Annotated in this window: 36 protein-coding genes, 9 tRNA genes and 1 pseudogene; 29 read left to right on the forward strand and 17 right to left on the reverse strand. The window is 62.2% G+C overall.

Annotation, left to right across the window (positions count from 1 at the left end):
• The first annotated feature begins 333 nt into the window (after positions 1-333).
• Complete coding sequence (locus ACIPUD_RS10405; protein ID WP_018455274.1) at positions 334-993, forward strand: peroxiredoxin; 660 nt, start codon at positions 334-336, stop codon at positions 991-993.
• Positions 994-1,049: 56 nt separating this feature from the next.
• Here ACIPUD_RS10405 and ACIPUD_RS10410 read toward each other — a convergent pair whose 3' ends face one another.
• On the reverse strand, positions 1,050-2,780 hold the full coding sequence (locus ACIPUD_RS10410) for a methyl-accepting chemotaxis protein (protein WP_247336117.1): 1,731 nt from the start codon (positions 2,778-2,780) through the stop codon (positions 1,050-1,052).
• Positions 2,781-2,971: 191 nt separating this feature from the next.
• Between ACIPUD_RS10410 and ACIPUD_RS10415 the strand changes: the two genes are divergently transcribed.
• Both ACIPUD_RS10415 and ACIPUD_RS10420 read left to right on the forward strand, forming a co-directional pair.
• Complete coding sequence (locus ACIPUD_RS10415; protein WP_446480742.1) at positions 2,972-4,375, forward strand: cryptochrome/photolyase family protein; 1,404 nt, start codon at positions 2,972-2,974, stop codon at positions 4,373-4,375.
• A 66-nt stretch (positions 4,376-4,441) separates the two neighbouring features.
• Complete coding sequence (locus tag ACIPUD_RS10420) at positions 4,442-4,756, forward strand: hypothetical protein (protein WP_018455277.1); 315 nt, start codon at positions 4,442-4,444, stop codon at positions 4,754-4,756.
• 62 nt (positions 4,757-4,818) lie between these two features.
• On the opposite strand, the gene ACIPUD_RS10425 is transcribed toward ACIPUD_RS10420, so the two are convergent.
• The 3 genes from ACIPUD_RS10425 to ACIPUD_RS10435 form a co-directional block, all read right to left on the reverse strand.
• On the reverse strand, positions 4,819-5,559 hold the full coding sequence (locus ACIPUD_RS10425; protein ID WP_085351318.1) for a hypothetical protein: 741 nt from the start codon (positions 5,557-5,559) through the stop codon (positions 4,819-4,821).
• Positions 5,560-5,657: 98 nt separating this feature from the next.
• A complete protein-coding gene (locus ACIPUD_RS10430; RefSeq protein ID WP_377830103.1) occupies positions 5,658-6,530 on the reverse strand; it encodes a DMT family transporter in 873 nt (290 codons plus the stop codon).
• A 102-nt stretch (positions 6,531-6,632) separates the two neighbouring features.
• Entirely contained in the window at positions 6,633-7,079 is a 447-nt protein-coding gene (locus ACIPUD_RS10435; RefSeq protein WP_007603109.1) for a hypothetical protein, read from the reverse strand.
• 289 nt (positions 7,080-7,368) lie between these two features.
• Between ACIPUD_RS10435 and ACIPUD_RS10440 the strand changes: the two genes are divergently transcribed.
• Entirely contained in the window at positions 7,369-7,632 is a 264-nt protein-coding gene (locus tag ACIPUD_RS10440; RefSeq protein WP_018455280.1) for a hypothetical protein, read from the forward strand.
• A 50-nt stretch (positions 7,633-7,682) separates the two neighbouring features.
• Here ACIPUD_RS10440 and ACIPUD_RS10445 read toward each other — a convergent pair.
• A pseudogene (locus tag ACIPUD_RS10445) lies at positions 7,683-8,123 on the reverse strand (host attachment protein); the annotation flags it as partial.
• A 312-nt stretch (positions 8,124-8,435) separates the two neighbouring features.
• Between ACIPUD_RS10445 and ACIPUD_RS10450 the strand changes: the two are divergent.
• The 15 genes from ACIPUD_RS10450 to ACIPUD_RS10520 all read left to right on the forward strand — a co-directional run bounded on the left by ACIPUD_RS10450 (position 8,436) and on the right by ACIPUD_RS10520 (position 16,218).
• Positions 8,436-8,708 carry a hypothetical protein gene (locus ACIPUD_RS10450; protein ID WP_085351316.1) on the forward strand — a complete coding sequence of 91 codons (273 nt, stop codon included), beginning with the start codon at positions 8,436-8,438 and terminating at the stop codon, positions 8,706-8,708.
• A 438-nt stretch (positions 8,709-9,146) separates the two neighbouring features.
• Positions 9,147-10,112, forward strand: coding sequence for a helix-turn-helix domain-containing protein (locus ACIPUD_RS10455; RefSeq protein WP_446480528.1), 966 nt, complete (start codon positions 9,147-9,149; stop codon positions 10,110-10,112).
• Between the two features lie 156 nt (positions 10,113-10,268).
• The gene (locus ACIPUD_RS10460; protein WP_018455284.1) at positions 10,269-10,421 is read left to right on the forward strand and encodes a hypothetical protein; all 153 of its coding nucleotides are present in this window, start codon (positions 10,269-10,271) and stop codon (positions 10,419-10,421) included.
• 253 nt (positions 10,422-10,674) lie between these two features.
• Positions 10,675-11,607 carry a hypothetical protein gene (locus ACIPUD_RS10465; RefSeq protein WP_446480529.1) on the forward strand — a complete coding sequence of 311 codons (933 nt, stop codon included), beginning with the start codon at positions 10,675-10,677 and terminating at the stop codon, positions 11,605-11,607.
• Complete coding sequence (locus tag ACIPUD_RS10470; protein ID WP_446480530.1) at positions 11,604-11,915, forward strand: hypothetical protein; 312 nt, start codon at positions 11,604-11,606, stop codon at positions 11,913-11,915. Before ACIPUD_RS10465 ends, ACIPUD_RS10470 begins: the two co-directional genes overlap by 4 nt.
• Positions 11,912-12,097: a hypothetical protein gene (locus tag ACIPUD_RS10475; RefSeq protein WP_446480531.1), complete on the forward strand. Its 186-nt coding sequence runs from the start codon at positions 11,912-11,914 to the stop codon at positions 12,095-12,097. The genes ACIPUD_RS10470 and ACIPUD_RS10475 overlap by 4 nt, the downstream gene beginning before the upstream one ends.
• Positions 12,094-12,225 carry a hypothetical protein gene (locus ACIPUD_RS10480; protein ID WP_446480532.1) on the forward strand — a complete coding sequence of 44 codons (132 nt, stop codon included), beginning with the start codon at positions 12,094-12,096 and terminating at the stop codon, positions 12,223-12,225. Before ACIPUD_RS10475 ends, ACIPUD_RS10480 begins: the two co-directional genes overlap by 4 nt.
• 151 nt (positions 12,226-12,376) lie before the next feature.
• Positions 12,377-13,675, forward strand: a complete 1,299-nt coding sequence (locus ACIPUD_RS10485) for a hypothetical protein (protein ID WP_446480533.1) — start codon at positions 12,377-12,379, stop codon at positions 13,673-13,675.
• On the forward strand, positions 13,672-14,019 hold the full coding sequence (locus ACIPUD_RS10490) for a hypothetical protein (protein WP_446480534.1): 348 nt from the start codon (positions 13,672-13,674) through the stop codon (positions 14,017-14,019). The genes ACIPUD_RS10485 and ACIPUD_RS10490 overlap by 4 nt, the downstream gene beginning before the upstream one ends.
• 283 nt (positions 14,020-14,302) lie before the next feature.
• Entirely contained in the window at positions 14,303-14,506 is a 204-nt protein-coding gene (locus tag ACIPUD_RS10495; RefSeq protein WP_446480535.1) for a hypothetical protein, read from the forward strand.
• A gap of 2 nt (positions 14,507-14,508) precedes the next feature.
• Positions 14,509-14,829: a hypothetical protein gene (locus ACIPUD_RS10500; RefSeq protein WP_446480536.1), complete on the forward strand. Its 321-nt coding sequence runs from the start codon at positions 14,509-14,511 to the stop codon at positions 14,827-14,829.
• Positions 14,826-15,383, forward strand: coding sequence for an HD domain-containing protein (locus ACIPUD_RS10505; RefSeq protein WP_446480537.1), 558 nt, complete (start codon positions 14,826-14,828; stop codon positions 15,381-15,383). Before ACIPUD_RS10500 ends, ACIPUD_RS10505 begins: the two co-directional genes overlap by 4 nt.
• Positions 15,384-15,387: 4 nt before the next feature.
• Complete coding sequence (locus tag ACIPUD_RS10510; protein WP_446480538.1) at positions 15,388-15,726, forward strand: hypothetical protein; 339 nt, start codon at positions 15,388-15,390, stop codon at positions 15,724-15,726.
• A 25-nt stretch (positions 15,727-15,751) separates the two neighbouring features.
• Positions 15,752-15,985: a hypothetical protein gene (locus ACIPUD_RS10515; RefSeq protein WP_446480539.1), complete on the forward strand. Its 234-nt coding sequence runs from the start codon at positions 15,752-15,754 to the stop codon at positions 15,983-15,985.
• Between the two features lie 14 nt (positions 15,986-15,999).
• Entirely contained in the window at positions 16,000-16,218 is a 219-nt protein-coding gene (locus tag ACIPUD_RS10520) for a hypothetical protein (RefSeq protein WP_446480540.1), read from the forward strand.
• Between the two features lie 100 nt (positions 16,219-16,318).
• Here the strand turns inward: ACIPUD_RS10520 and ACIPUD_RS10525 are convergent.
• Positions 16,319-16,391 (reverse strand) — tRNA-His (locus ACIPUD_RS10525).
• Between the two features lie 10 nt (positions 16,392-16,401).
• Between ACIPUD_RS10525 and ACIPUD_RS10530 the strand changes: the two genes are divergently transcribed.
• Entirely contained in the window at positions 16,402-16,593 is a 192-nt protein-coding gene (locus ACIPUD_RS10530) for a hypothetical protein (protein ID WP_446480541.1), read from the forward strand.
• A 160-nt stretch (positions 16,594-16,753) separates the two neighbouring features.
• Here ACIPUD_RS10530 and ACIPUD_RS10535 read toward each other — a convergent pair.
• Positions 16,754-16,822, reverse strand: a tRNA-Met gene (locus ACIPUD_RS10535).
• Between the two features lie 12 nt (positions 16,823-16,834).
• Between ACIPUD_RS10535 and ACIPUD_RS10540 the strand changes: the two genes are divergently transcribed.
• Positions 16,835-17,131, forward strand: a complete 297-nt coding sequence (locus ACIPUD_RS10540) for a hypothetical protein (protein WP_446480542.1) — start codon at positions 16,835-16,837, stop codon at positions 17,129-17,131.
• Here ACIPUD_RS10540 and ACIPUD_RS10545 read toward each other — a convergent pair.
• Both ACIPUD_RS10545 and ACIPUD_RS10550 read right to left on the reverse strand, forming a co-directional pair.
• Positions 17,132-17,205: transfer RNA gene (locus tag ACIPUD_RS10545), tRNA-Gln, on the reverse strand.
• A gap of 210 nt (positions 17,206-17,415) precedes the next feature.
• Positions 17,416-17,490, reverse strand: a tRNA-Gly gene (locus tag ACIPUD_RS10550).
• Here ACIPUD_RS10550 and ACIPUD_RS10555 point away from each other — a divergent pair.
• Both ACIPUD_RS10555 and ACIPUD_RS10560 read left to right on the forward strand, forming a co-directional pair.
• The gene (locus ACIPUD_RS10555) at positions 17,476-17,709 is read left to right on the forward strand and encodes a hypothetical protein (RefSeq protein WP_446480543.1); all 234 of its coding nucleotides are present in this window, start codon (positions 17,476-17,478) and stop codon (positions 17,707-17,709) included. The two genes, ACIPUD_RS10550 and ACIPUD_RS10555, sit on opposite strands and share 15 nt — an antisense overlap.
• Positions 17,706-17,906: a hypothetical protein gene (locus ACIPUD_RS10560; protein ID WP_446480544.1), complete on the forward strand. Its 201-nt coding sequence runs from the start codon at positions 17,706-17,708 to the stop codon at positions 17,904-17,906. Before ACIPUD_RS10555 ends, ACIPUD_RS10560 begins: the two co-directional genes overlap by 4 nt.
• 342 nt (positions 17,907-18,248) lie before the next feature.
• Here ACIPUD_RS10560 and ACIPUD_RS10565 read toward each other — a convergent pair.
• Positions 18,249-18,342: transfer RNA gene (locus ACIPUD_RS10565), tRNA-Ser, on the reverse strand.
• A 7-nt stretch (positions 18,343-18,349) separates the two neighbouring features.
• Between ACIPUD_RS10565 and ACIPUD_RS10570 the strand changes: the two genes are divergently transcribed.
• Together ACIPUD_RS10570 and ACIPUD_RS10575 are read left to right on the forward strand one after the other, a co-directional pair.
• Complete coding sequence (locus ACIPUD_RS10570; RefSeq protein ID WP_446480545.1) at positions 18,350-18,742, forward strand: hypothetical protein; 393 nt, start codon at positions 18,350-18,352, stop codon at positions 18,740-18,742.
• Positions 18,743-18,813: 71 nt separating this feature from the next.
• On the forward strand, positions 18,814-19,026 hold the full coding sequence (locus ACIPUD_RS10575; protein ID WP_446480546.1) for a hypothetical protein: 213 nt from the start codon (positions 18,814-18,816) through the stop codon (positions 19,024-19,026).
• A gap of 93 nt (positions 19,027-19,119) precedes the next feature.
• Here ACIPUD_RS10575 and ACIPUD_RS10580 read toward each other — a convergent pair whose 3' ends face one another.
• Complete coding sequence (locus ACIPUD_RS10580) at positions 19,120-20,781, reverse strand: hypothetical protein (protein WP_446480547.1); 1,662 nt, start codon at positions 20,779-20,781, stop codon at positions 19,120-19,122.
• Positions 20,782-20,897: 116 nt separating this feature from the next.
• A tRNA-Pro gene (locus tag ACIPUD_RS10585) sits at positions 20,898-20,974 on the reverse strand.
• Positions 20,975-21,065: 91 nt separating this feature from the next.
• On the opposite strand from ACIPUD_RS10585, the gene ACIPUD_RS10590 reads away from it, so the two are divergent.
• Entirely contained in the window at positions 21,066-21,413 is a 348-nt protein-coding gene (locus tag ACIPUD_RS10590; protein ID WP_446480548.1) for a hypothetical protein, read from the forward strand.
• Positions 21,414-21,421: 8 nt separating this feature from the next.
• On the opposite strand, the gene ACIPUD_RS10595 is transcribed toward ACIPUD_RS10590, so the two are convergent.
• Positions 21,422-21,501 (reverse strand) — tRNA-Asn (locus ACIPUD_RS10595).
• Positions 21,502-21,711: 210 nt separating this feature from the next.
• On the opposite strand from ACIPUD_RS10595, the gene ACIPUD_RS10600 reads away from it, so the two are divergent.
• Positions 21,712-22,806, forward strand: coding sequence for a hypothetical protein (locus ACIPUD_RS10600; protein WP_446480549.1), 1,095 nt, complete (start codon positions 21,712-21,714; stop codon positions 22,804-22,806).
• 6 nt (positions 22,807-22,812) lie between these two features.
• A complete protein-coding gene (locus tag ACIPUD_RS10605) occupies positions 22,813-23,577 on the forward strand; it encodes a hypothetical protein (protein WP_446480550.1) in 765 nt (254 codons plus the stop codon).
• 370 nt (positions 23,578-23,947) lie between these two features.
• On the opposite strand, the gene ACIPUD_RS10610 is transcribed toward ACIPUD_RS10605, so the two are convergent.
• From ACIPUD_RS10610 to ACIPUD_RS10620, 3 genes are all read right to left on the reverse strand, one after another.
• A tRNA-OTHER gene (locus ACIPUD_RS10610) sits at positions 23,948-24,028 on the reverse strand.
• 197 nt (positions 24,029-24,225) lie between these two features.
• The gene (locus tag ACIPUD_RS10615; protein WP_446480551.1) at positions 24,226-24,465 is read right to left on the reverse strand and encodes a hypothetical protein; all 240 of its coding nucleotides are present in this window, start codon (positions 24,463-24,465) and stop codon (positions 24,226-24,228) included.
• Positions 24,466-24,509: 44 nt separating this feature from the next.
• Positions 24,510-24,585: transfer RNA gene (locus ACIPUD_RS10620), tRNA-Val, on the reverse strand.
• Positions 24,586-24,746: 161 nt separating this feature from the next.
• Between ACIPUD_RS10620 and ACIPUD_RS10625 the strand changes: the two genes are divergently transcribed.
• Complete coding sequence (locus ACIPUD_RS10625) at positions 24,747-25,055, forward strand: hypothetical protein (protein ID WP_446480552.1); 309 nt, start codon at positions 24,747-24,749, stop codon at positions 25,053-25,055.
• Here ACIPUD_RS10625 and ACIPUD_RS10630 read toward each other — a convergent pair.
• Positions 25,052-25,213, reverse strand: a complete 162-nt coding sequence (locus tag ACIPUD_RS10630) for a DUF3309 family protein (protein WP_446480553.1) — start codon at positions 25,211-25,213, stop codon at positions 25,052-25,054. The genes ACIPUD_RS10625 and ACIPUD_RS10630 overlap by 4 nt on opposite strands.
• Positions 25,214-25,226 lie beyond the last annotated feature (13 nt).

Consider the following 25,226-nt stretch of genomic DNA (forward strand, 5'->3'; position numbering starts at 1 on the left):
TTAATGATTCGGCACCGGGATCGCGACTCTTTGAGATAGTTGCCAATTGGTCGCTGTCAGGACCATTTTGGTTCTGGCGAGCGCCGGGCGAGCGTGATGGAAGTCATAAAAGGCTTTCTCGGGGCAATCACGCCCGTATAGCCCCGGTGGAGATGTTTCGCCGCGGGCGCGGCTGTAACAAAAAGGTGCTAGGAAATCAGGCCTTCAAAGAAGGAATTCACATTTTACTTGAAGCGGTTCAGTTAGCGTTCACTTGGGATCGCGGAGACCCTATAATGGCCGCGACGGTCAAAGATGAATTCGCAAGTAAATTCAATAACATGAGGTAGAACCATGACACTTCCGATTGGCACCACCGCCCCCGACTTCGAAGCCGAGACCACCGAAGGGAAGATCAAGTTCCACGACTGGATCGGCAATAGCTGGGCGCTGCTGTTCTCGCACCCGAAGGACTTCACACCGGTTTGCACGACCGAGCTCGGCGCGCTGGCCAAGCTGAAGCCGGAATTCGACAAGCGCGGCGTCAAGCTGATGGGCCTCTCGGTTGATCCGGTCGACCGCCATTCCAAATGGTCGGAGGACATCAAGGAGACGCAAGGCGCGGCCCCGAACTATCCGATGATCGGCGACACCGATTACAACGTCTCCAAGCTCTACGGCATGCTGCCGGCCGCGATTTCGGGCGATCCCCTCACCCGCACGGCCGCCGACAACCAGACGGTCCGCAACGTCTTCATCATCGGGCCGGACAAGAAGATCAAGCTGGTGCTGGTCTATCCGATGACGACGGGTCGGAACTTCCAGGAGATCCTCCGCGTGATCGACTCGCTCCAGCTCACCGCCAAGCACCGCGTCGCGACCCCGGCCGACTGGTCGCAGGGTGACGACGTCATCATCGCGGGCTCGGTCTCCAACGACGAGGCCAAGACGATCTACCCGCAAGGCTGGAAGGAGCCGAAGCCCTACATCCGGATCGTGCCGCAGCCGAAATAACGGAACTGTCATTCCGGGCGATGCGTCAGCGCCGCCCGGGACGACGATGTTAGCTCTTACGCCGCGCGCACGCGTTCGAGGAAGCCCTCGACCTCGGCCTTCAGATGCAGGCTCTCGCCCGACAACGCCTGAGCGGAAGCAAACATCCGGCTGGACGTCTCACCGGTCTCGTTCGCACCCTCGGCGGCCTGACGGACGTTGACGGCGACATCGGCCGTGCCCGATACCGCCGCGCGAACGCTGGCGACGATGTTTTGGGTCGCGCTCTTCTGCTGCTCGACCGCCGCCGAGATCGAGCCCGCGATGCCGCTGATGCGCTCGATGGTCTGGCTGATCGCCTTGATGGCGACAACCGATTCCTCGGTCGCAAGCTGCATGCTGGCGATCTGGTTCGAGATCTCGTCGGTTGCCTTGGCAGTCTGGCCGGCGAGCGTCTTGACCTCCTGGGCCACCACCGCAAAACCGCGGCCGGCATCGCCCGCGCGCGCGGCTTCGATGGTCGCGTTCAGCGCCAGCAGGTTGGTCTGCTCGGCGATCGAGGTGATCAGCTTGACGACATCGCCGATGCGCGCGCCCGCCTCGGAGAGCTGCGCGATGCGCTGATCGGTCGCCTCGGCCTGCCGCACGGCCTCAGCGGAAATGACGTTCGATTCCTGCACCCGCCGGGTGATTTCGGAGATCGATTGAGACAGCTCGTCCGAGGCGGACGCCGCCGAACGCACGTGCTCGGAGGCGCTTTCGGAAGCTCCGGCCGACCGCGCCGACAGATCGGCGGTGGAGCGCGCAGTGTCGGTGAGCTGCCGCGCCGTCCGCTCGAATTCGCCTGACGATGTCAGCACCTTGTCGAGAATGCCGCCGACACCGCCCCGGAACTCCTCGACGAAATTGCGCAGCTCGGATTTGCGCTGCTCGGCGGCCGCAGCCGAAGCGGCCGCCTGCTCGCTGCGCATCCGCGCCCGCTCCTGCGAATTGCTCCTGAACACCCCGACCGTGCGGGCGATCTCGCCGATCTCGTCGGCGCGATTCTCGCAATCGATCTCGACGTCGCTCTGGCCTTCGGCGAGCGCGGTCAGCGAGCGCGTCACTGAGGTGAGCGGCTTGGTGACGCGGCGGACGACCAGCAAGGTCAGAACCAGCACCAGCAGCGCCGCGAGCCCGGCGGCGATCGCCATGCTTTCGATGGTGTGGGCCAGCATGCTCTCGAATTGGGCCATCGGGATGCCGACATAGAGGATGCCGGCGACCTTGCCGCTGGCGTCGGCGATCGGGAAATAGGCGGTCATGAAGGACTTGCCGAACAGGGTGGCCGGGCCCTTGTAGGCCTCCCCACGACGCAGCAGCGCCTGCGCCGGATGATCGGCGGCAAGCTGGGTCCCGACGGCGCGGTCGCCATTTTCCTTCTTCACGTTGGTCGACCGCCGCACGAACTGCCCGCTCGCATCGTCGAACACGAACAGGGTCGCGTTGCCGCCGACATAGGACACCGCGCGATCGACGATGGCGTGATCCCTGAAGTCCGGCATCTTGGGAATCTCGGCGCGCGCCACCGCGCCATCCCGCATCGTGATCTTCGCATCGGGAACGATTTCGGCAAAGGCCAGGGCCAGCGTCCGCAGGCTAACCTCGATGTCGCGGAGCGCACGATCGTTGAAAGCGGAGCTGAGCGACCAATAGCCGGCGCCAACCACGAGCGCCGTATTCATGGCGATCAGCAACACCGCGCACAGGAGCGCCTTGGTGCCAAGTTTGAATTGCGGCAGAAACTTCGCCGTTGCTCGTCCGTACATGAATGAAATCACCTCCGTAATTCCTGCATACTCGTGCAATCGGCTTACGGTCGCATTAATGACGGTTCCATCGCAGCACGCGACATGCTTTCCAAATCGTTAACGAGGCCACCCTGACCACGCCCAGAACTACGCTAAGCACTACGCCAAGCGCTCCGCCTATCATCGTCTGGCTTCGCGACGACCTCCGCCTGTCCGACCACCCCGCCCTCCACGCTGCCGCCAAGGCGGCTGCGAAGACCGGCGCGCCGGTGATCTGCCTCTATGTGCTGGACGATTCGGCCGGGCGAGCGCCGGGCGCCGCGGCGCGCTGGTGGCTGGCGCAGTCGCTGCGGGCGCTCGGCGCGGACATTGCCACGCGCGGCGGATCGCTGATCCTGCGCAAGGGGCCGGCAGCCAGGGTGATCGCGCAGGTGGCGCGTGAGAGCGGAGCCCGCACGGTCCACTGGAACGGGATCGCACAGGCGCCGCATCAGGCGATTGAGCGGCAGCTCGAATCCGCGCTGGCAAAGATCGGCGTGGACTCGCAATGTTTCCCCGGCGACCTGCTCGTTCCGCCCGCGGTAATCCGCAACAAGGAAGGCCGCGGCTTGCGCGTGTTCACGCCATTCTGGCGGCGCGTGCTGGCGCTCGGCGATCCGCCAAAGCCCCTGCCGGCGCCGAAGGACCTGCGTCCTGCGCCGACGGTCGCCAGTGACACGCTGGAGACCTGGAAGCTCGAGCCTGGCAAGCCAGATTGGGCCGGCGGCCTGCGCGAGACATGGACCCCGGGCGAAGCTTCCGCCCGCGCTCGCCTGCGCGACTTCCTCAAGCACACCGCACAAGGCTATGTCGGCGATCGCGACCGCCCGGACCGAGAGGGCACCTCACGCCTGTCACCGCATTTGAGGTTCGGCGAGCTCAGCCCGCGCCAGGTCTGGCACGCCGCGCGGTTCGCCGCGGCGGAAAATCCCGCGATCGGACCCGGCGTCGACAAGTTCCTGAGCGAGCTCGGCTGGCGTGAGTTCTGCCGGCACCTGCTGCACGACCACCCCAATCTTGCAACCGAAAACCTGCAAGCGAATTTCGACGGCTTCCCATGGAAGCCCGACGCCAAGGCGCTCTCCGCCTGGCAGCGCGGCCGCACCGGCTATCCCATCGTCGACGCCGGCCTGCGCGAGCTCTGGCACACTGGCGTGATGCACAACCGGGTGCGAATGGTCGTCGCCTCGTTCCTGGTCAAGCACCTCCTGATCGACTGGCGCGACGGCGAAAGCTGGTTCTGGGACACGCTGGTCGATGCGGATGCCGGCAGCAATCCCGCCAACTGGCAGTGGGTCGCCGGCTGCGGCGCCGACGCGGCGCCTTATTTCCGCGTGTTCAATCCGGTGCTCCAGGGCGAGAGGTTCGACCCGGATGGAGCCTATGTGCGACGCTGGGTGCCCGAGTTGAAGGATGTGCCACCCGAGCTGATCCATCAGCCCTGGCAGGCGACACCGATCGAGCTTGCGAGCGCCGGCGTCACGCTCGGCAAGAGCTATCCGCATCCGATCGTCGATCATGCCAAGGGACGAGAGCGCGCGCTCACCGCCTACGCAAAGATCCGCAAAGGTTGAGCGTTGCTTTGACACAATTATGAAACGCGCTATCGTCACCGCTCCATGCAAACCGTGGGGGACGATATGGACGACGACAAGCCGATCACCGAACAGGCGATGGACACGATCACCACCGCCGTGGAAGCGACCAAGGACGCCGCTGTCACTGCGGTGAAGCAGGTCAGGAAAGCCGCCAAGAAGGCTGCGAAGAAGGTAGCGCCGAAGAAGGCGTCCAAGAAGAAAGCCAAGAAGGCTCCGAAGAAAACTTCGAAGGCCACCAAGAAGACTTCGAAGAAAGCTGCAAAGAAGTCGTCGAAGAAGGCGGCCAAGAAAACAGCAAAGAAGGCCACCAAGAAAGCTGCCAAGTCGAAAAAGAAGGCCACGAAGGCCAAGCGCTGATCGCAACGCTCAAGTCTCCGGGGGCGGACGCGCCCGGAGACGGCTCCAGCGATACCCTACCCTCACCGCTTGGCTGCGCGCCGGCCCGGGTGATGCTCGCCTTGCGGATCGCGAAATTCGCTGCGATGGCCGCGCCGGTCCTCGGCGTTGAAGCGCCGGCGCTTCTCGGGCGAGCCGAACTGCTTGATCAATCTCCTGCCGTTCACCTTTTTGATGACGTAGCCGCCCTCGGTCATCGAGAACGGCTCCTTGAGCAATCCCATGTGGTCGAACTTCGTGCCGCGGGGATGCTTGAAGGGTTCGAACCAGGACGGATAAACGAAGTTCGACATCGGGAGATCGTTGACGACGAAGGCGTCCTCTTCCACTGCGTCGCAGACCTCGTAGGCGTATTGGGTGTGCCGGGTCTTGTCGGCCCACAGATTGGCCATAGGGTCGAGCACCATCTCGAACAGCTCATGCGAGGCTGCCAGACTGACCGGATCGTCCTTGGACAGCGCCTTGAGGAAGATCTTCGAGATCGGCTGTCCCCGATGCGTCAATTCATGCCGCCCGAGGAAATTCTTGTGGGTCGCATCGTCGAAATAGACCAACTGCCAGTCAGTGGGCTTCGGCTTGCGGGTAACGTCGAGATCGACGGGGTAGCCCCAGACCGGCAGGAAGTGCTCGTCATAGCATTTCTGCAGCGCGGCCGTGAGCCGCGCCATCACCTGCTCGCTCATCATCTCCTCTGCATAATTAATGCAGGCAATCCGGACTGGCTTCAGGGACCTGCCAAGCAATGCGCGTCTCGCCTTCTTCATGGAAAATCACCTGTGAAAGGGGCACTGAAATGCGCCGACCCTAGCACGGACGCGCCGCGCACGTCAGGGATGTATTCGAGCGGCTTGGCCCGCCGGCCCTAGAAGCGTCGGTTGACCACGAACACCGCGGCCGCGCACATCACCATGCCCGCGACCGCCAGCGCATCGAGCTTTTCTCCGAACAGCAGATAAGCCATCAGCGCCGTCACGGCGGGCACCAGATAGAACAGGCTTGCAACAGACGTGGCGGCGGCGTGGCGGATCAGCCAGTACAGCAGCCCGATCGACCCGATCGAGAGCGCCACGGCGAGCCAGGCCAGCGCGAGCATGAACTCGCGCGTCCAGTGCACCACGCGGTCCTCGAACAGGAACGCGCCGATCGCGAAGAAGATCGTGACGGACACGTACTGCACGAGATTGCCGGCGCGCCAGTCGATGTGGTTGCAGTAGCGGCGCTGATAGAGCGTGCCAAGCGTGATGCTGATCAGCGAGACCACCGAGGCGAGCCAGCCGAGCCCGGCTTCGCCGGTCATGGGACGGCCGTGCAGGATCAGCACCACGCCGCCGAGGCCAAGCACGAGCCCCGCCCATTGCACCGGCGTCACCTTCTCCCCGAGCCAGCGGTTGGCGATGGTCGAGGTCAGGATCGGCTGAAGGCCCGGAATGAGCGCGGAGAGCCCGGCCGGAATCGAGTGAGCGATCGCGATTGCGGTGCCGCCGAGATAGAAGCCATGGACGAGAATGCCCGCGACTGCGCTGTGCGCGATGCCGATACGATCCGGCCATTTCGGTCGCGCAATCGCGACGATGATCGCCATCAGACCGACCACGAACGCCATGCGGATGGCGAGGTAGGTCAAGGGATCGGCATTGTTGACGACGTATTTGGTGCCGATGAAGCCCGTGCTCCAGAGCAGGACGAACATGATCGGCGCGGCGCGGGCGGCCAGGGCTTCTTGATTGTGGTTCATTGCCGCCCTCATTGCCTCACAGGGGGCCGATGCGGCAATGCGAATTTCGGCCAATTTCGTCTGGGCGATGCTGCGCTGCGACGGACCGGACGGCTCAGCGGCTCACCATTCGTCCGGACACGGATCGATGATCTTCCAGAGCTCGACGCCGTTCTTGATCTTTTTCATGTCGGTGGTGAGCCCGCCATTGCGGCGAATCCAGTCCTTCACCGTGTCGGGGTAGTAGGCCATCAGGTCGGACGTCCCCTCCGCGCTGGTGACCTTGATGCCGAAAGTGAAGGCCTTGTCGTAGTAAGCCTGGTGGAAGCCGAGGCTGGCGCGCGGCGTCACGCAGATCTTGTTCATCGGCACGATGCCGAGCACCAGGGTGCAGGCCGAGTTGCAGATGCCGTCGATGATGACGCGTTCGCCCTTCTCGCGGACGCGCTTGTACTTGGCCTTGTACTCCTCGACATAGCCGCCGTGGTCGCGGGTAATATGCAGCTCGGCCCGCGCCGGCGTGGCGGCGACGACCGAGAGCAACAGCAGGCTCAGAAGCGTGATGCGCATGGCGAGGTGACGGCGAAAGCCTTCAGGAATGGACCGGTCTATGAACCCCGAGAAGCCGGCAACAGGAGTCTTGAGCTAATTCTCTTTGGTCATACTTGTGTGGGGAATTCGTTAAGCATCTCGAAAAGGCCAAAAATGGGCAAGTCCGGACCACAGAACCGGCAATTCTGTCACACCCACCCCGGAATCTGCGGGATTGGCGTCGATTTCCGGGCTGCAGACGGGTGTTCCGGCCGCCCGAACTGGCTATAAACGGCTGACCTATTCGTGCGGGTTCCGGAGATTCGAGATGAGCAAGTTGAAGCTTGTAGCCGCGGTTGCTGTCCTGTCGGCCGCAATCCTTGCCCCTGGCCTCGCAGAGGCGCGGGGATACCACCGGTACCATCGCCACTACACGAACCCGCTGCCCTACCCGATCAGCTATCTGCACAATTACGGGCCCGGCATTACGCCCGGGACGTTCGCCTTTTACGACGGCCCGTCGACCAACCATTGCTACCAGAGCGCAGCCGCCTATGTCGGCCAGGACCGCCGTCGGCACCCCTGCTTCTGAGGGGTGCAGGCGGGTCCTCTGCGGGGGCCGCTATTTGGCGGCGCGGACAGCAGTAATTGCTTCTGGATCTCGTAGACCGGCAGTTTGACGAGGTCCTTGCCGACCTCGCCCTGGAGTGCCTTGCGCACCACATCCGAACAATCGGCGCGAATCATCCCAAGCGCACGCGGCGAGGCCACCATGGTCAACGCCGAGGTTCTCGCCTGAGCTGACGGCGGCATCGAGCCGTCCGGCCAGGCCGCGCAGGAAGGCGCGCTCGGCCTCGTCGTGCCAATCAGTCTGCTCCACCGAGCTGCGCGTGCTACCGGCCGCGCCGTGGAGCCTGCCCGGCGCGTCGGTCCCTTGCGCACCGGTCGAGGGATTGGGCTGTTCGTGCACCTCCCTGGTGTGGAGGTTCGGAAACATCTCGTCGCCGAGGTTTTCCGAATAAGCGCCTTGCGCCCGTCGCACACGACCAGCCAGTCACCCTTGTCGATTCTCATTTGGTCCATTGCACAGCTCCAAAGCCACCTCGCTAGCCAGCTCATCGAAATGCTCGAAAGCTGGCCACGACGCCAAGCTTAGGGACGAAGCTGCACCGACGAATTGCGCGGGATCAAGGATGGCGGCGATGTCCTGCGGAGCGCAACGCAAGCGTTGCATTGGTCAAGAGCGCGAACCTGGGATAGTCTGGCGGAGCTAAAGGTCAGGCCTGCGGCGGGCTGGGCTGAAGACCTGTTCATCAGCATTACATTTCGGTCCCGCCACAATTTGATCAGAACAAACTTCGATATCCCTGTATTGCGTAAGCGGAGAAAGACATCATGAAGCTTAGAATTGGCCTCGTCGCCGCGTCCCTGTTGGGTGCGTTGGTCGCATCATCGGCGGCGTCTGCCATGCCCATCGCGCCTGCTCCTGCGATGCCGCAGGTCTCCGACGTCGAGCAGGTCCGCATGGTCTGTGACGCCTGGGGACGCTGCTTCTGGCGCCCGAACTACTATGGATACTACGCCCCGCGGCCCTATTACGGTCCCCGATATGCACCGCGCTTTTACGGTGGCCCTCGCTATTACGGACCACGCTATCGCCGCTGGTGATTCTAAAGGGGCCCTTCGGGGCCCCTTCGCTTTTGCGAGATCAAGGATGTTGGTCTGGAGTCATTCCAAAACTGATCTAGATCAAAGACGCAATCCGCCACGCCGTCATTCTCCGACGATGGTCGATTTGATCGTTTTTCGATGTCCCCAGACGGGCATGAATGTGCAGACACATCTGGAGAAGCAACTGAGACAGGAGGCACAGAGCTTCGCCTCCTTCGCCTGTCCCGCCTGCACGCGGCTGCATTTCATCGACCTCGCCTCCGGCCAGCCGATGACTCGAGATCGTTGACGACGACACCGATCCGCCAAGCTTCATGCCATGATGTCCGCAATACTACGGCCCGGAATCCGGTTTACTGAAGCGCGATGTTTCGCCATTGATGGCGATGTTCCGACGTTCATTTGATTGTCATATTGCAGCAGCCGGTCGCACGCATGTTGTTCGACGCCCTCGCCCCATCCTCGGCGCTTCAATTGATCGGCTTTGCCGACGTCGATGCGTTTCGGCCGATCGAGTCGATGGAGGATGCGAGAAGCATTCCGCTCGACGTCCGGAATTTCGCGGCGGCTCGTGCTGTCGTCTCCCTGCCCGGCTGCGGCATCGTCATGATGCGCTCGTTCGCGCGCATCCTCGACGCCGCCTATCGGATGCCCGGGGGGATGGTGATCCTGCCCATGACGGACGACCTTCAGGTCAATTCCAAGGGCATGGATCTGGACACGCGCTTCTTCATCGCGCTCCGCGGCAGCGATGAATGCCATTTCGTCGAGCGCCGGACCAATCATCATGCGATGATCATCTTCTCACCCGGCATGAGCGACCGGGGCTGGTTCGATCAGGCGGACGACTTGCGGGCCTATGTCGCGAACCGCCCCGCTTTGCTCCACATTCGGCAGCTCCTGCTCGACATTCTGCGAACCGCGTCGGTGCAGCCGGCCCTGTTCGAAACGACCGAGGTCGCCGCCCATCTCCAGGAAGGCCTGCTGCTCGCGCTCGACGATCTGTTTCGCATTGATTCGCTCTCGGACCGGAGTGCCTCCGTCCAGGGCGAGCGGTCGATCAAACTCGTGCAGCGGATCGACGATTACGTCGCAGCACATCCGACTGCTCCGATCTATACCGCCGATCTCGCCGGCGAGTTTGGCGTCTCGATCCGGACGCTCGGCGGCGCCGTCAGCAAGGTGCGTGGCATGAGCCTGCATCAATACATTCGCCTGAAAAAATTGTGGGCGACGCGGTCTCGCCTTCTCAAAGGCGGGGGTGCCAACGTCGCCACATGCGCGCGCGCCCAAGGCTTTCACCATTTGGGGGAGTTTGCCGCAGCTTACCGCGCGACCTTCCACGAAGCGCCGTCCGACACGCTGGCACGGGGCCGGCAAGCCGGTCCGACGGCACGCTGACCAGATAGGCTCCGGCCTTCCGACGCGGCGCGCGCCTCAAGGGAACCAGTTCCTTCGAACCGCATTATCCAAGCAGTGCGCCGGCGGCGCACTGAAGCACCCCGCGCCCCACACGCGGGTTTTTTCTCGCCGTCAACCAAGTGGTTCAGGAAAAAAATGTCTATCAGCCGCAACGTATTGTTTCTGATCATCGGTGCTCTGGTCGTCACGGCGGCCGTGCTCGGCTACAATCTCTACCAGACGAAGAAGCAGCCCGATGGCCTGCAAATCAATGTCGGTCCCAACGGGCTGAAGATCCAAGGCAAATAGAGGCGGCTCACGGCCTCGCGCCAGATCCGAGAAAACTCTGGCCCTGCAAGTGGCGCGCTCGGAGAGATTCGAACTCCCGACCCTCGGAATCGAAATCAGCCGGATACCCCAATAATTTCAACGGCGGGTCCGAACTTTCGCGGTCCGTTCCCTCATTGAGGGCATTGGGGAATTCCGCGCGTTCGGAATGCGGGTCGTCTCGGTGAACATCCGGATCACCCAGATCGACGGCACTCTGCCCAATCTGGCGCTGATGCGGCTGGCTGCGCACCACCGCGCGCGCGGCGACCAGGTGCACTTCACAAGGCGTGTTCGGCGCGAGCTCTTCGAGCCGGCCTACGACCTCGTCTACGGCAGTGCCATCTTCAGGTTCTCCGCCGACCGGGTCGAACGATTCCGGCACGAATTTCCCGGGGCGATCGTTGGCGGTACCGGTTCGGGGAGTGACGCGACAGTCGAGGAACTGATTGGTGATGCCGTCGAGCTCGACTACAGCCTCTACCCGGCCTTCGACTCGAGCATCGGCTTCACCCAGCGGGGCTGCCGTCTAAGCTGCAAGTTTTGTGTGGTGCCGGCAAAGGAAGGCCGGCCGCGCGCCGTTGCGACCGCAGCCGAGATTTGGCGCGGACCGCCCTGGCCCAAGAACCTCCACCTCCTCGACAACGACTTCTTCGGCCAAGCCGATTGGCAAGCGCGCATCGACGAGATCCGCGCCGGCGGCTTCAAGGTGAGCTTCACGCAGGGCATCAACGTCCGCGCGGTGACGCCCGCGGTCGCCGAGGCGCTGGCCGGCGTCGAGTATCGCTGCAACGAATTTCGGCGCCGCCGCCTCTATACGGCTTGGGACAACCTCAAGGACGAGGACACCTTCTTCCGAGGCGTCGACATGCTCGAAGCCGCCGGCGTCCCGGCCCGGCATCTCATGGCATTCATGCTCATCGGGTTTGACAAGCGGGAGACATGGGACCGCATCCATCACCGGTTTGACCGCATGGTCGAGCGCGGCATCAAGCCGTATCCGATGCCTTTCGACCAAACCAACCGGGATCTCAAGCGCTTCCAGCGCTGGGCCGTCTTGGGCATCCACCGGCTCGTCCCGTTCTCGGAATATCGCGCCGGCTTCAAGACCAAGCGGGCGGCGGCGCGGCGCAGCGATGGCGACCTCTTTGATGGAGAGGCGGCATGAACAAGCCAACCTACCTCCAGCCCCAATCCGCCGCGGTCCTGGCGCACATGGTAGCCGCCGACGGCCCCGTAACGGCGATGGAGCTCGGCCGCCAATCCGGGCTCCGGCCTCGCGGCACACGCCAGACTTGGGCCGAACTCGGCCGCTGGCTGGTCCGCCCGCTGCTCGATCACCGCCTCGCCTTCAAGGCCGGCTGCCGGCCAATCCAGTTCGAGATCACGGAGCGCGGCCGCATCGCGATCGCGCTCTTTCGCGTCATCAGCGGCCGGCATTTCGAAGCCGCTCATCGGAAAGAGGCCACGCAATGATCGTCACCGCCGCGATAACCGTCGCCCTGCTATGCGGCAGCACCTGGCTCGGCCGTCGTCTCGACATCAAGGCCGATGTGATCAATTCCAGTTGCACCAGCGGGAAGCCATCGACCGGCGTTGCGGCTTGGACCTGGGTGCTGATGCCGATCGTGATCGTGGTGGGGATGGCGCTGTCATGATCATCCTGGCTTCGTTCGGCCCCGCCGTTCCAGAACTGCTCCTCAAATGCATCAGCGATTTTTATACCTACGGCATGCCGGCGCTCGTCATCTTCCTTGTCTGCGGCGCGGCTGCTTACCGATCATGAGCATCGTTTCAGACTTCGCTTCGATCGGCAGCCGGCTCCGCGAGCACAATGGCGAGACGCCGGCGTCTCCGACATGCACGGTTTGCGAAGACGGCGGCTGGGAGATGTACGGGACCGGCCACCACGACCCTCATTTCATGGAGTGCACCAAATGTCAGAATCCGAACGATCTGCCGAGCCCGTGACCGCATCATCTTCATCCCGTTGTACTCACCTGACCGAGGTGCTGGATCTGCACGTCGACGGCGTCCGCCACTACCTGCACCTCCAGATCGGCAAGCCGCTGTCGAAAGACCTGATCAGCGCGCCGGAGATCGCGCTCGACAACCTGCACCGCGAGGTGAAGTCCGCAATTCAGTCCAGCGATGTTGCCCGCCAGGTTGGGAGCAACGGCGTGTTGAAATTTGGCGACCCCGTCGAGAATATGGCGGCCTCCGATCGAAATCCGATCAAGCGCGGCATTTTTATCCGCAAGGCTAGCGCCAAGATGGCGGAGTACGCGACGAAAGAAGGTTGCCACTCGACTCCGCTGGATAATCTTTGTGCCCTGGCCGCCCAGCCGCCGGCGGCTCCGGTCATACCGCCAGAGGTGCTAGAGCGCCGCAACCGGGGGCTCACGGACTACGAGAGGCCGCCGCTGGGGCAACCTCCGTCGTGGCTTCAGGAGCAAGAGAAGATCGTGGCGCCTGATAACGGCTCATCTGCCCCAAGCAAGGGTGGAATGAAACTCTATATTTCAGAACCAGAACCGCGTGAGTCCGGTGCGATCCTCATAAGCGACGATGATCGCAACGACGTCGCCGAGTTCTTCCACAACGAACACGCCACGGTCGGGCAGAGCTACGAAACGGCGCTGGCGCTGGCTCAGAAACTTGTCACTGGCGATGATGCCCAATCGGCGAAAGTGACGCCTGCCGCGAGGTGGCGAGCCAATGGTGAGGCCGATCCGCACGGCAACCAGTACGACTGCGAGCGCGCCGGTCTTGCCCATGGCGACATGACGGACGACGAGATCGCGAACGCCCTATTCCTCAAGAACTACGACATCGGCATCATCACCGCCGCGAAAGAGCGCATCCGCTGGCTGTCACGCGCGCTCACTGCCTCGCTGACGCACCCAGCACCGCAGCCAGCGCCAGTGCAGCAAGCGGCATCAAAACCCGCGATCGGATGGGCGATGATGCATCCGGAACACGGCATTGCCGTTACGACGGTGCGCGCATCTTTTGTACAAGCGCAAGACCTTATGGATCGGCACCCGAAAGACGGTTGGAAGCCGGTGCCGGTCGCCGTTGAATATCTTCCTGACCATTGCAGTTCTGATCAAGGGAAGTGCGGCAAGCTTTCATGGCCGTGGTGCAGCACATGTCCACATGCGGGCTTCCTGCCGGGGGCCATTCCGCCTTCCTCGCTGACGCGCCCGAACCGCGCACCGGAGACCAGCCGATGACCGAAGGATTGACAATCCAGAAACTGCTGGACGCGGCCAAACTGGTAAAGCCGGTGGCGGCCATGCCGCGGTTCATCATCACTCCGAACGCGGTCAAGGACACTGAGCAACGGTTATTCCCGGTCTCCCGCAACCGATCGCGCCGGATACATAAAAAGCTGGTGAAGAAATTCGGCGGCGAGTTTCGGAAGGTGCCGTGCATCATCCAGATTGGCGATACGATGTACGTGCATCCGGCGGTTGAGGCCGAGCTCAACAAGCGCATAGCGAAGCGGATCGACAGCGATCTCGAACGCGCGTTTATGGGCAACCCGCTGGCGACAGGATTCCGCGGATTGCTTTGACGACTTCAGCCCCCTGGACGCTCGGGGTTGGACTTCCGGTACAGGCGCTTCCGACAAGCTGGCCGGCACGTAGATTCTCGGAGCGTACGGACAAGCCAGTCCGAGGGGCAGACGAAACGGGCGAGTACCCTGGAGGTCGCGGGTTCAAGTCCCGCGCGGCGCGAGCCGGTAGCTCAGGAGATGGATCACGGGCACGCCGCGGGGCTCCGCGGGACCGCCATCGAGGGAGAGCGCCAGGGGAAAGCCCGGTCCACCCGGGGACAACGAAGAGAAAGGAGACCAAATGCCATACGACTACATCCAGCGAACCTACGGCGTGACGCCGATCGTCGGCGAGCGCATCAAGCATCACGTCGTCACGAAGGGCGGGACGATCACGAAAGAGGATCCGAGCGCCTCGCATTACGTCCAGGTGCTGTTCGATGGTGACCGGCACCCGCTGCCCTGCCATCCGACCGAAATGGATTATCTCCGGACGCGGAGATGACCATGGGCCGGTTTTCCGCGCGACACATCAAGGGACCGCAGATGTCGCTGCGCGCCTTCATGCATGTTCTCCGAACTATGGTTTGGGAAGACGAGAGCAAGGCGGCCGTCGAAGGCCCCGCCCGGGACGAAACCGAACGCCTGCGCCAAGCACTCCGCTCAATTGTCGCACGAACCTATAGCACCGACCGCCGCTGCCGCCTCGGCTACGACTCTGTCGCCGAGATTTGCGATATCGCGACCGACGCCCTTAACCTGCCGCGCGCGAGCGAGGAGACGCTTTCGGTTGTGACTGCCGCCGAGATCGCGAGCCGGACGTCATGAGCGACCTGGTTCTCCGAGCTCGCGAATTCGCCCGCGAGAAGCACGCCGCGCAGCTGCGCAGGTACACTGGCCTGCCCTACTTCACCCACCTCGAGGAAGTCGCCGGGCTGGTCGAGCGCGCTGGCCTGTCCGAGGACGCGATCGCCGGGGCTTGGTTGCACGACGTCGTGGAGGATCAGGACGTTCTGGAGAGCGATCTCGCGCTCCGTTTCGGCCAAAAGGTTTCAGTCAAGGTCATGGCCCTGACCGACACGCCGCCGACTCCGGCACTCAACCGAGACATGCGCAAGAAGATTGATCGCGACCGCCTCAGCCGGACTGACGCGGAAACCCAGGGCATCAAGTGCGCCGACCTCATCAGCAACACCTCGACGATCGTTAAATACGATCCCGGCTTCGCCGAGCGCTATTTGGGCGAGAAGCGCGCCATCCTCGAGATTTTAACGCGCGCACCGGAGCCGCTTCGTGAGCAGGCTTGGGCGTCTCTGCACACGGCGGAGCGGGATCTAGTGCTCGGCCGAATCCCAATCGTCAAGCTGACCCAGGAGGGGTGAGCGGATGCCGTACGACGACGACTACGATTATGGCCATGACGACGATTACGATGCCGAGCGCGACTGCGAGCACGAGCATTACGACATCGATGTCTGCACCGGGCGAGCCGAGTGCGAATCCTGCTCGAAATCTTGGTATCTCACCTCGGAAGAGGTCGACGCCGAGCTCGACCGGCAAGCCAACTACCAGGACGCGATCGAGCGCGAGGAGCGTCGCCGTCGGCGACGAGAGTTCTGGCGCAAGCTGACCTATCCCATCCGCTGGCCGATCTTCCGGCTGCTGGAGCGCGTCTGGCCGCGGAGGGCTCTGGTGGTGCTGACGGACGACGAGGTCCCGTTCTGAACGGAGAAGCGCCACGATGGGCCTAATGGATGCCGACACGATCGCCGCCGCCTTCCGCAGCCACACCGAGGGCTCGACCAAGTTCACCAGGCGCATGCCAATCGTCTTGGCCGACATGGACGGGTCGACGCCGCGCCAACTGGTGCTTCGCTGCGAGCGGCTGGGCCTGCTGAAGCCCCACTCGTGGGATTGGTTCGTCGCCAATGGCGGCATCACGGCCGATCAGGTCGAAGAGGTCCGCGCCGCCGCGCGTGCATGATGGAGGAACGCCATATGGACGCTACGTCACGCGGTGACTTAGAGGCGGATTTGGTCCGCCGGTGGTACGAGAAAAACCGGGAAAGCTGGTGGGACCGCAACAAGCCGGGGATAATCGGCGCCGGCCCCGATCGCGACGGCTCGCATGCTGACGAGTTCATGCTCAGATTCATCTGCGAGGTGCGCCGGGTCGGTCATCTCTCGGACCGCCAGCTTTACCGCGAGGCCGAATGAATAGTGGCAGGAGTGGCAGGAGTGGCAGGAGTGGCAGGGTTCGAACCTGCAGCCTCACGGTTCGGAGACCGGTGCTCGTCCAATTGAGCTTCACTGATAGTCCCGCCTGTCGGAATCGAACCGAGCGTCCCCGAGTCCACAACTCAGTGTCTCGACCATTAGACGAAGGCGGAGAAATTGAAGATGGCAACGAAAGAACAGCGCGGAGCTTCCGGGGAGATCATGAAGGCGGTCACGGCCCTGAACAATGCATTGACCGAGGCGCACCGCGTCGATCTCTTCGTCGAGCTCAAGCACAATCCGGAGAGCGGCGGCCGCAACGGCGCCTACTATGTCGACAAGATCGAGACCCGGGAAATGGTGCTGCCGTCATGAGCACGCTCGACATCATTCGCGCGGAGCTGCGCCGACAGAGCGATCTCAATCAGGCGGGGACACCGTATTTCGATGACAGTGACCTCTGCCATTCGATCGTGGACGGCCATGTCGACTTGGTCGCGCTGGCACACGCGATCGATGCCAGCCGTGAAGCGGTCGCGGGTACGGGGGTTGAACCCGCCACTCCAGCCTTATGAGAGCCGGCCCCTCCCTACCGAGGCCCCGCGAAGGAAAGCAGATGAACCGAGAAGAACGCCGCAAGGCTGCCGCGATCGAGGCGCGCGCGACTCGCACGAGGAGCATTGTCGCCGACGTCAAAATCGTCGGTTACATCGAGCTCAACACGGAGTCAGTCGAGATCGACTTCAATCGGACCTACACGTTCGAAGTCGAGGATAACGGACGCCTGTACCGCTGGACCGGCGCAAGGGCGGAGCGCCGCGGCGATCTCGCTGTCTTCGACTATCAGGATGGCAAGAACGGAAGGATGGTAGAGATGTCGCCGGAAATGGCGAAACTCTTCGAGAAGCCGTGATGGCGAGCGCGCCTGGGGTCGAACCAGGGGTGCGGGAATCAAAATCCCGTGCCTTACCGCTTGGCTACGCGCCCACGAAGGAGAGAACGATGACAATCTTAACCGATCTCAGCGATCCGGCCTCAGTTCGGCAAGTGGCCGTACGATGTGACAGGTGCCAGACCGAGGCGTCCTTCGCGATCGAGCAGCCGAGCGACTTTATCTTGGCCATGGATGCAGCCGGCTGGAGCGTGCCGGTCGAAGGCAGACCAGACTTCTGTCCCAACTGCGTTGTCCGGATGTGATGGAGCGGGCAGCCGGAATCGAACCGGTCCTGGGCAGCTTGGAAGGCTGGTGATCCGCCAATGATCCACACCCGCATAGAATTGGTCGGCGGCCCTGCCGACGGCGAAACGATCGAGCGCCCGAAGGCGTCGACCGTCAATGTCCCGACGCTAGGCGGCGGCTCGATGGCGTACACGATGCGGCGCTGCCGCGACGCGGGCGGCAAGGTCGTCGAGGTGCTGGCGCCGGCCGGCCGCGAGATGATCGCAAATGGCTCGTCGCTCGCGGGCTCAAGAACTGAGGCGACGCCATGACTAGCATCAAGGAATACGTCCGGCGAACCGATGAGATGGTCGTCGAGGGGAAACTCGACGTCTACTTCCAGGATGCCGAGTTGTGGGCATGGCTGCACGAACAGCAGAATCTTGCGGCCGAACTTGCAACTCGCACCGACACGGCGATCGGGCGTTTCATGGCAGTGTCGTGGGCAAACATTGAGGGACTGAAATGAGATGGCTGATCTATCGGCTTAGGAATCGACGGCTAGCACGGTTGCTGGTTCTTAGATCGATCCTTGAGGCCGCGCCTAACGTGGTACGGCATAGACTGCGCCGCGCTTTCCATCTGCCGATCGGCAAAACATCGCAAGTGAGGGAATGATGGTCAACTTTCGCGCCGCGTCGGCGAAAGCCGGTGCTCGTCTCGGCGAGCCCACCAAGACGGTCGAGCAGAACTTTGCCGATTGGGAATCGACGGCCTTTGGCTTCGGGTATGGTTCCGGAGAGGAGCACGTCCTCTCGGCGCTCAAGCGCTTCTTCGAGGCGTTCGGCGCGCACGATCGGCCGTGTTGGTGTGGCGCCTTCGGAGAGACTCGAACTCCCGACCCGCCAGGTAGAAACTGGCCGCCCGGCGAATTCGATGCCGGCGCCAGCTACACATTCGAAGCCAAGGTTGATGGCCATTGGTATCGCTGGATCGGCCAGCGTCGAACAATCTGAGATCGAGCCCTGGTTCTGCCTACGCGACGGAACCCCGATCGAGCGGCCCAATCGGAGATCCCCAGGCCCAGCAAATATCGGTGACCTGAAACAGGATCTCCGATATACGAACGCCGATGGCACATGGAGCGCGGCGATGGCAAATGAATCTGATCACACCGGAGTTATCGAAGAGATCGAAATCCATGAGTCCGCAGCGATTATAGTTGAGCAGATCGATGACGAGATTACGGTCGCTGTCGCGAGCATTGTCAGCATAAATTTTCAAGTAACTGCGGATCAGGCACTCAAACTTTCTCGCGCACTAGCGGTTGCTGCAGAGAACGCGTCGAAATTCGGGCCCGCCTGAAGATTCATCGCGCATCCCGCATCTCGGCCGCTATATGCTACCTGCGGACAATCGGTTGAGGAGCTTGAAACGTGGCTACGCTTTGGTCTGGATCACAATGGAAGGTGACGAGCAGCGGCGTCGACACCCTCGAAAACAAATACTTCATCGAGAAATCGCGCGTTCACGAGGATGAAGGCGGCAAGTGGACTTGGGAAGACCAGATGGAGGAAAAGGGTTGGGTCGACATGGCGGACTTCCGTCGCGCCATGACTTTCGCCCGTGCGAAATGGCCGAGAAAATGATGGCTGCGCGGCCAGGAGTCGAACCTGTCTGGGCGGAGTCAGAGTCCGGTGCCTAGCCGATCGCCGGGGCGCGTACGCCCCGCCGGATCTCGATCAATCCCAGCGATCAATGCTGTAGCGGTTCCACGCGCCGCGGATCAGGGCGCGCAGCTCGCAGTTTGCGGCATCGTTCTGAAGCCCGATTCCGCATGCCGATGCCTCGGCCCGACCGCTTAGCTCAGCCGACCTTGAGTAGGCCTCGACGGTCGAGCGGATCCCGTGGAGATCATCCTTCAGCATCTCCGGGAAGAGCGCGTTGCCCTGGCCGCTGCGCGTATCGGCGCAGCCCTCGAGGACGAGGAATGCGCTAGGCTTCAGGTACGGCATCGGGCGCGATCCCCACATGCTGGGGAACGGCATGATAGCGTTGACCTTGGCGTAGCGGCCGCCAGCCAGACCCCACTGCTGAGCGCTCGAGCCTCGGTGGTAGGTGTACCAGGAGACAGGATTGCGCTCCTCGTCGCGGTCCCATTTCAGGATCGGCGGCGCATCGGCGTGGGTTGCGGTAACCAGCGCATAGAACGAACCCTGCGCCGGCACCGCCAACTCGATCTGCTCGGCTTCCGGAATGACGGTACGGGCGAACTTGTCCCAGGTCATCGTCATTGCCGGCAGGTCGACCGGCGTAACACCGGCGCCCTGCTTGGCCTTGAGGTGACCGAAGACACCCTCCCGTGCCGCCTGGGCTTCCGTGGCCAGCGGCACCCATATCGCGTGCTGCAACGGCAGTTCGTCGAGACGAGCAAAGCGCCTCTCCAGCGCCGGCGCGATGCCGAGCTTCGCGACCAGAGCTTCCGCAGCCTTGATGTTGCCGGCTGCCGGCGCCGCTTGCGGCCGCTGGTACTGCAGCGGATGCAGCTTCGCGGCATGCTTCGCCTTGATCTCGGCAAAAGGCACACCGGCGACGATGTCGTCGAGCAGCGGACCGCGCACCGAAGACTTAATGTGACAGAATCCCTCCGGGGCCATGGCCACAGATCGCCACAACAGGTTGTTGCGCACCCTGCCCTTCGGCAGGTCATGCAACGCACGAAGCCACCTCACCGGCCCGACGAACTTCTCGCTGCGGGTGAAGGCATCGGCCTCGAGGAGCCTAAGCGCCTCGTCGAGCACCTTCGGACCATACTCGGCCAGTGCGGTTGATACCGTCTTCACGTTCTCCCGGACCGCCGCAGCGGCCTGGTACGGATCCAGCACGCGGCCCCGGTGCACCAGCGCCGCCGGCGGCACGACGGCGAGATGCTGCCATTCGCCGGTCTGCGGCCAGCCCCAGGTCTCGTCGCGGGTCAAGAAGACACCGGTGACCTTCGCCGAGCTCACCAAGATGCTCATCTCGGTGAAGGCATCGGCGTAGATTCCCGGGGTGTTTTTGGCGTTCCACCACATCACCGGCCGGTTGTTGCCGGCTTCGTCGACTGCGACCAGCCCGCCGAAGCGCTGAATGAAGCGACGGCAGCAGTTGCAATCATGGTGCTGGCGCTCAGCCCCGGTCCGGAAAGCACCGAGATAGGCGTCCCAGAGGCCCTGGGGATCGGCATCGGTTGTGAAGAGGCGCTTCTCGCCTCCGACCATGCTGGCGAACGACGCGCTCAGATGCGGCAGCAGGGCATCATAGTCGGCGTCGCGCTGCGTGCGCGGCGGCTGGCGCCGGCTCGGTGCCGTGCTTGCGGCTACCGCAGTTCTGTTCTTGCTCCGGTTCGGATGGTTAGCAGCCATGGGATAGTCCTCCGCCCCTGAGATCCGTCGAGGCGCACGGCATCTGGAATGGATCACAGCGGCACCGGTGAGCGGCTGCGTACGCGGGCAGCCGCCCCAGTCATCACCGGGAAAGTTGGGCGGGGCGGTGGGACTCGAACACACGACAATCCGGTACCCAAAACCGGCGGGATGGCCGCTACCCTACGTCCTGTTGAAACTTGGATGACCTGGAGGGACTCACGTCTTGGCCGCTAGACGACGTCAGCATTCCTGGCTACGTTTTGCGACTTTGGGAGGCCGAAATGTCCGACGATATTGTCGACGAGTCTGACGATCACATATCCGTCGACCTCGGGTATATCCGAATTGTTAATGCGGACGGTCGCGAGCTTATTCAGAAGGACTACAGGGTTGGTGGCGAAGTGTGGCGCGTTCACAAGTACGACGCTGACCCATTCCCTTCATCGCCCCATGCCCATTGTGTCGATGGGAGAAAGCGCTGGGTAGGGCTGAAACTTCACATGGGCACGGCAGAACTTTTCAAGGGGAGTGAGCCGACCGGTGAGCGCTTGCACGAAGAGCATTTCCTCAGGCTTTGCTGTCACGTAAGTCGAAAGTTTCCAGAATTGGTTCTCCCGCTCCCCACCTGAGTACATATTGGCTGCTCGGGCAGGCTTCGAACCTGCAATGCCTTCGCGATTAACAGTCGCGAGGGTCTACCAATTCCCCCACCGAGCAAACCTTTCTTATGCGAGCCGTCCCGAATCTGCTTTTTGAGCAGCTTTGCGGCAGTTGGAGATGGTGGAGAGCGTCGGTACCGTCCCGACCGCGCCGATGGTGCAAACATCCGCTGCGCCCTTGCGCGCCCCCCGGATTTAACTTCTGGGGATAGATCCAACATCCCAGAGGACTCGCGCGCCGGTTGCAGTTAGAATTCGTCGATTATGAATGGCGATTATTCTTGGATTGTTGGGGCGCGCAATGTCTTTGGCAATAGAGCTGCTACCGGTGGGCGACAGCGACGGAGATTCGATCATTGTCCAATGGGGCGAGGAGAACGGCTACTGGCTGAATCTCACCGATGGCGGCTATGCCTCAGTCGGGGAAAGCGTGATCAAGCACATAGAGGAGCATTACGGAAAGGACATCACGATCCACAACATGATCGTGTCGCATGCCGACAATGACCATGCAGCCGGCCTCATTCCGATCTTCGAACGATTCAAGGTCGAAGCACTGTGGATGAACCGTCCTTGGCTGTATGCGCATGAGGTGATCGATGAATTCCACGGCAATTGGTCCATCCCCGGGTGGATTGAATATGTCCGTCATGAACACGAGTACCTCGTAGAGTTGGAAACTCTGGCTCGATCACGCGGTATTGAGCCTCGCGAGGTCTTCCAGGGCGCGCAGATTGGGCCCAGCACTGTGCTCGCGCCGTCGCGCGAGCGATATCTGAAGCTGATTCCAGATCTCGATAAAACACCACCGCCATACAAGAGCGATACCACCGTAGGCGCCCGTGGGCTCTTTGAGCTCGCAAAAGGCGCGCTCGACCGGCTGAGAGAAACTCTTCAAATCGAAACGTTGGATGCTGATCCGCCGGCGACGTCAGCCTCGAATGAAACTAGTGTGGTTCAACTAGTGTCTCACGAAAACCACACCGCCTTACTCACTGCCGATGCCGGCCCTGAAGCCCTCGGTGAGGCTGCAATTTTTGCGGCAGGCCTTGGCCTGCTGAGTCCGCCCGAGTTGGTGCAAATTCCACATCAAGGGAGTCGTAGAAACGTCAGCCCGGCGGTGTTGAATGCCTGGCTAGGCGCACCAAACGGAGGAGCAGAAGAGCGTGGCGTTGCCTTCGTGATGATAGGAGCCAAGAAGCCCGATCACCCGCGCAAGAAGGTCAAGAATGCATTTATCCGCCGTGGGTATCCGGTGTCAGTGGGGCGAACTGGCTGGATGCGAAAGCGCTGGGGCAACTTCAACGCACGCGGCGTGCCGCTTGTAGCTGAACCATTTTCTTACGACGTTGAAGACAATTGAGTTCATATGCTCAAAGCGCTCGATCCGTATAGCGTCAAGGCCCGCTACTATCCGGCCCTCCTCGCGACGATTCCCAGCCTGGCCGCATTGGCGATTCTCATCTCGTGGAGCAGGTTCGCGCTCACGACAATCATCGCGTCCGCCGCGATGCCGGTGCTCGTGTTTGCATCCGCCGACATAGCTCGCCGATTGGGCAAGCGCATCGAGGAGCGAATTTATGAGCAGTCCGGCGGCAAACCATCGGTGACTATGCTCCGCTATTCGGACAACACCTTTGACGCGGCATCCAAAGATCAGTACCGCGCCTTCTTGGGGCCCAAAATCGATCAGCCCGTCCCGACCAAGCAACAGGAAGAGCAAAACCTGAAGGCCGGAGATCCATTCTACGAGCGCGGTGGAGCATGGCTGCGCGAAAATACGCGCGATGTGAGGAAGTTCTCGATCTTGTTTGCAGAGAACATCACATACGGGTTTAGGCGCAACCTCCTTGGGCTCAAATGGCCATCGCTGGTTTTAAACCTTGCCATCGTCCTCCTATCTTGTGTCTTCCTTTACAAAATGGCCCCGCTCGACACGGACAACGATACGGCTCTTCGGCTGTTGGTTGTTCTGGCACTGGCGGTCATTCATTCCCTCTACATGACCTTTGCTGTGAGCAAAGATAGCGTCGTCGACGCCTCACGGATTTACGCGCGACAGCTCATTCTCTCGTGCGAGACATTCCTGGCAAAGGACAAGAAAGGCGCCACTAAGGCGACAAAAAAGAAGTAGGACGTTTCTCAACTTGGTGCATGAAGATGGGATCGAACCACCGCGCTCGCGGCTTCAGCCGATGGGCGGAATGTTCGCGGGCCGAAGCTTGATATTCGACTTTGGCTCGCCCATGCAGGCGGGCCTCAGCGCATCCCGGCATCATGGCCGCTGCAATCGGCTAGCCAGGCGCGAGCGTGTCCTTCCACGCCGCCGCGAAACATTCCCCGCTCGCGCCATCCCCGTATCGACTGTAGGGGTTCCGCCCAATGTCCACGCTCGCGCGCGACCGCAGCAGGAGTTGATACTATAAGCACTGGCTCCTGGGCCGCAACTGACTCAACGGTAGAGTACGGCACTGTGCTGGTTTTCCCGGCATTGTGCGAGTGACCGCGGGAGGACCGGAGTTGAACCGGTCAACCTCCGGACTGTCGCCCGGTGCTCTACCTAGGATCCGCGGAGCTACTCCCGCTTCACATCGACGAGCATGGTGCTGCTCGCCTTATCGAATTGCGTGCCTTGCCACCGGTTTCCCCAGCGACTTCTCGTCTCGTTACGGGCGGCAGCCGCCTGAGACCCACCGATCGCTCGGGTCCGCCTCGAGAGCATATTCAGCGCTGCGCCAGCACGGCGGGACGTGGGAAGTCACCAGCATCAACCGGATCCCCGTCACGACGATTTGGCACCCGCTTCGAAACTGGCACAGCCGCCGCCGTACGGACGTGAGATAGGCTGGCCCGCCTGGATGTTGATCGTTCCTGGCTCATTGGCCCAGCGATCAATGATCTCGGTGTTGCAGGCCGCGCAGGTCCAGATCTCCGTGACGCCGCACATGGTTCGCATCAGCGGCAGGCCGTGCTTCTCGCAGGCCTTCGGGGGCTCGAACCGAAATGTGCCGCCGGTGTGCATGGCGCGAGTGTAGCCGTGCGCCGGCCCGCTGTGAATCCCCTATTTGGCGCTCCCGGCTCGGATCGAACGAGCGCATGTCGGCGTGTAGGGCCGATGCCTTAACCGCTTGGCGACGGGAGCGACCTCCGCTTTTTCTGTCCTCGCGACGCTTTCCTTTCAGGAGACGGTTTCGGCCCGGCAATCTGGCGGGATCACACAGCAGCGGCGGGGACGAAAAAATTTCTGCTCGAGCCTTTCCGGTTCGGCCGTCCTGGCGCGATTACCCCATAGGAGGTGCCACCATGGCCGATGTCGACGACGACGATTTCGAGGAGCGGTTCGAGGAGTTCTGCGCCATGAGCGAGACTGAAGTCGAGGCCGAACTCGAGCGCGAGATGGCCGCGTACAATCGATGGTGGGACAGTCTGACACCGCTCCAGCAGTATCGGAGCAGCCGGCGCAGCGCACTTGATGGCTGCATGGCCTGGCGCCGATCAATCCGGCAAGGATGGTGCGTTGAACTGTTCACCGGATACCTGCGCGACCGCCAGAAGCGACTGCTGAAGCTGCGCATCGAGCGTGCTACCGGCGTGTACCCGGGCTCGGCTTAGATGTGGCCGAGCAACACCAAGATCAGAACGATGACCAGCACCAATCCCAGGCCGCCGCCGAGATACGGCCCGCCACCATAGAAATTGCCGCCGCCGGCTCCGGAAAAGCCTCCGAGCAACGCAATGATCAGGATGACGATTAAGATCGTGCCGAGCATGGCAACCTCCTTG

It is taken from the genome of Bradyrhizobium sp. CAR08 (assembly GCF_052871955.1).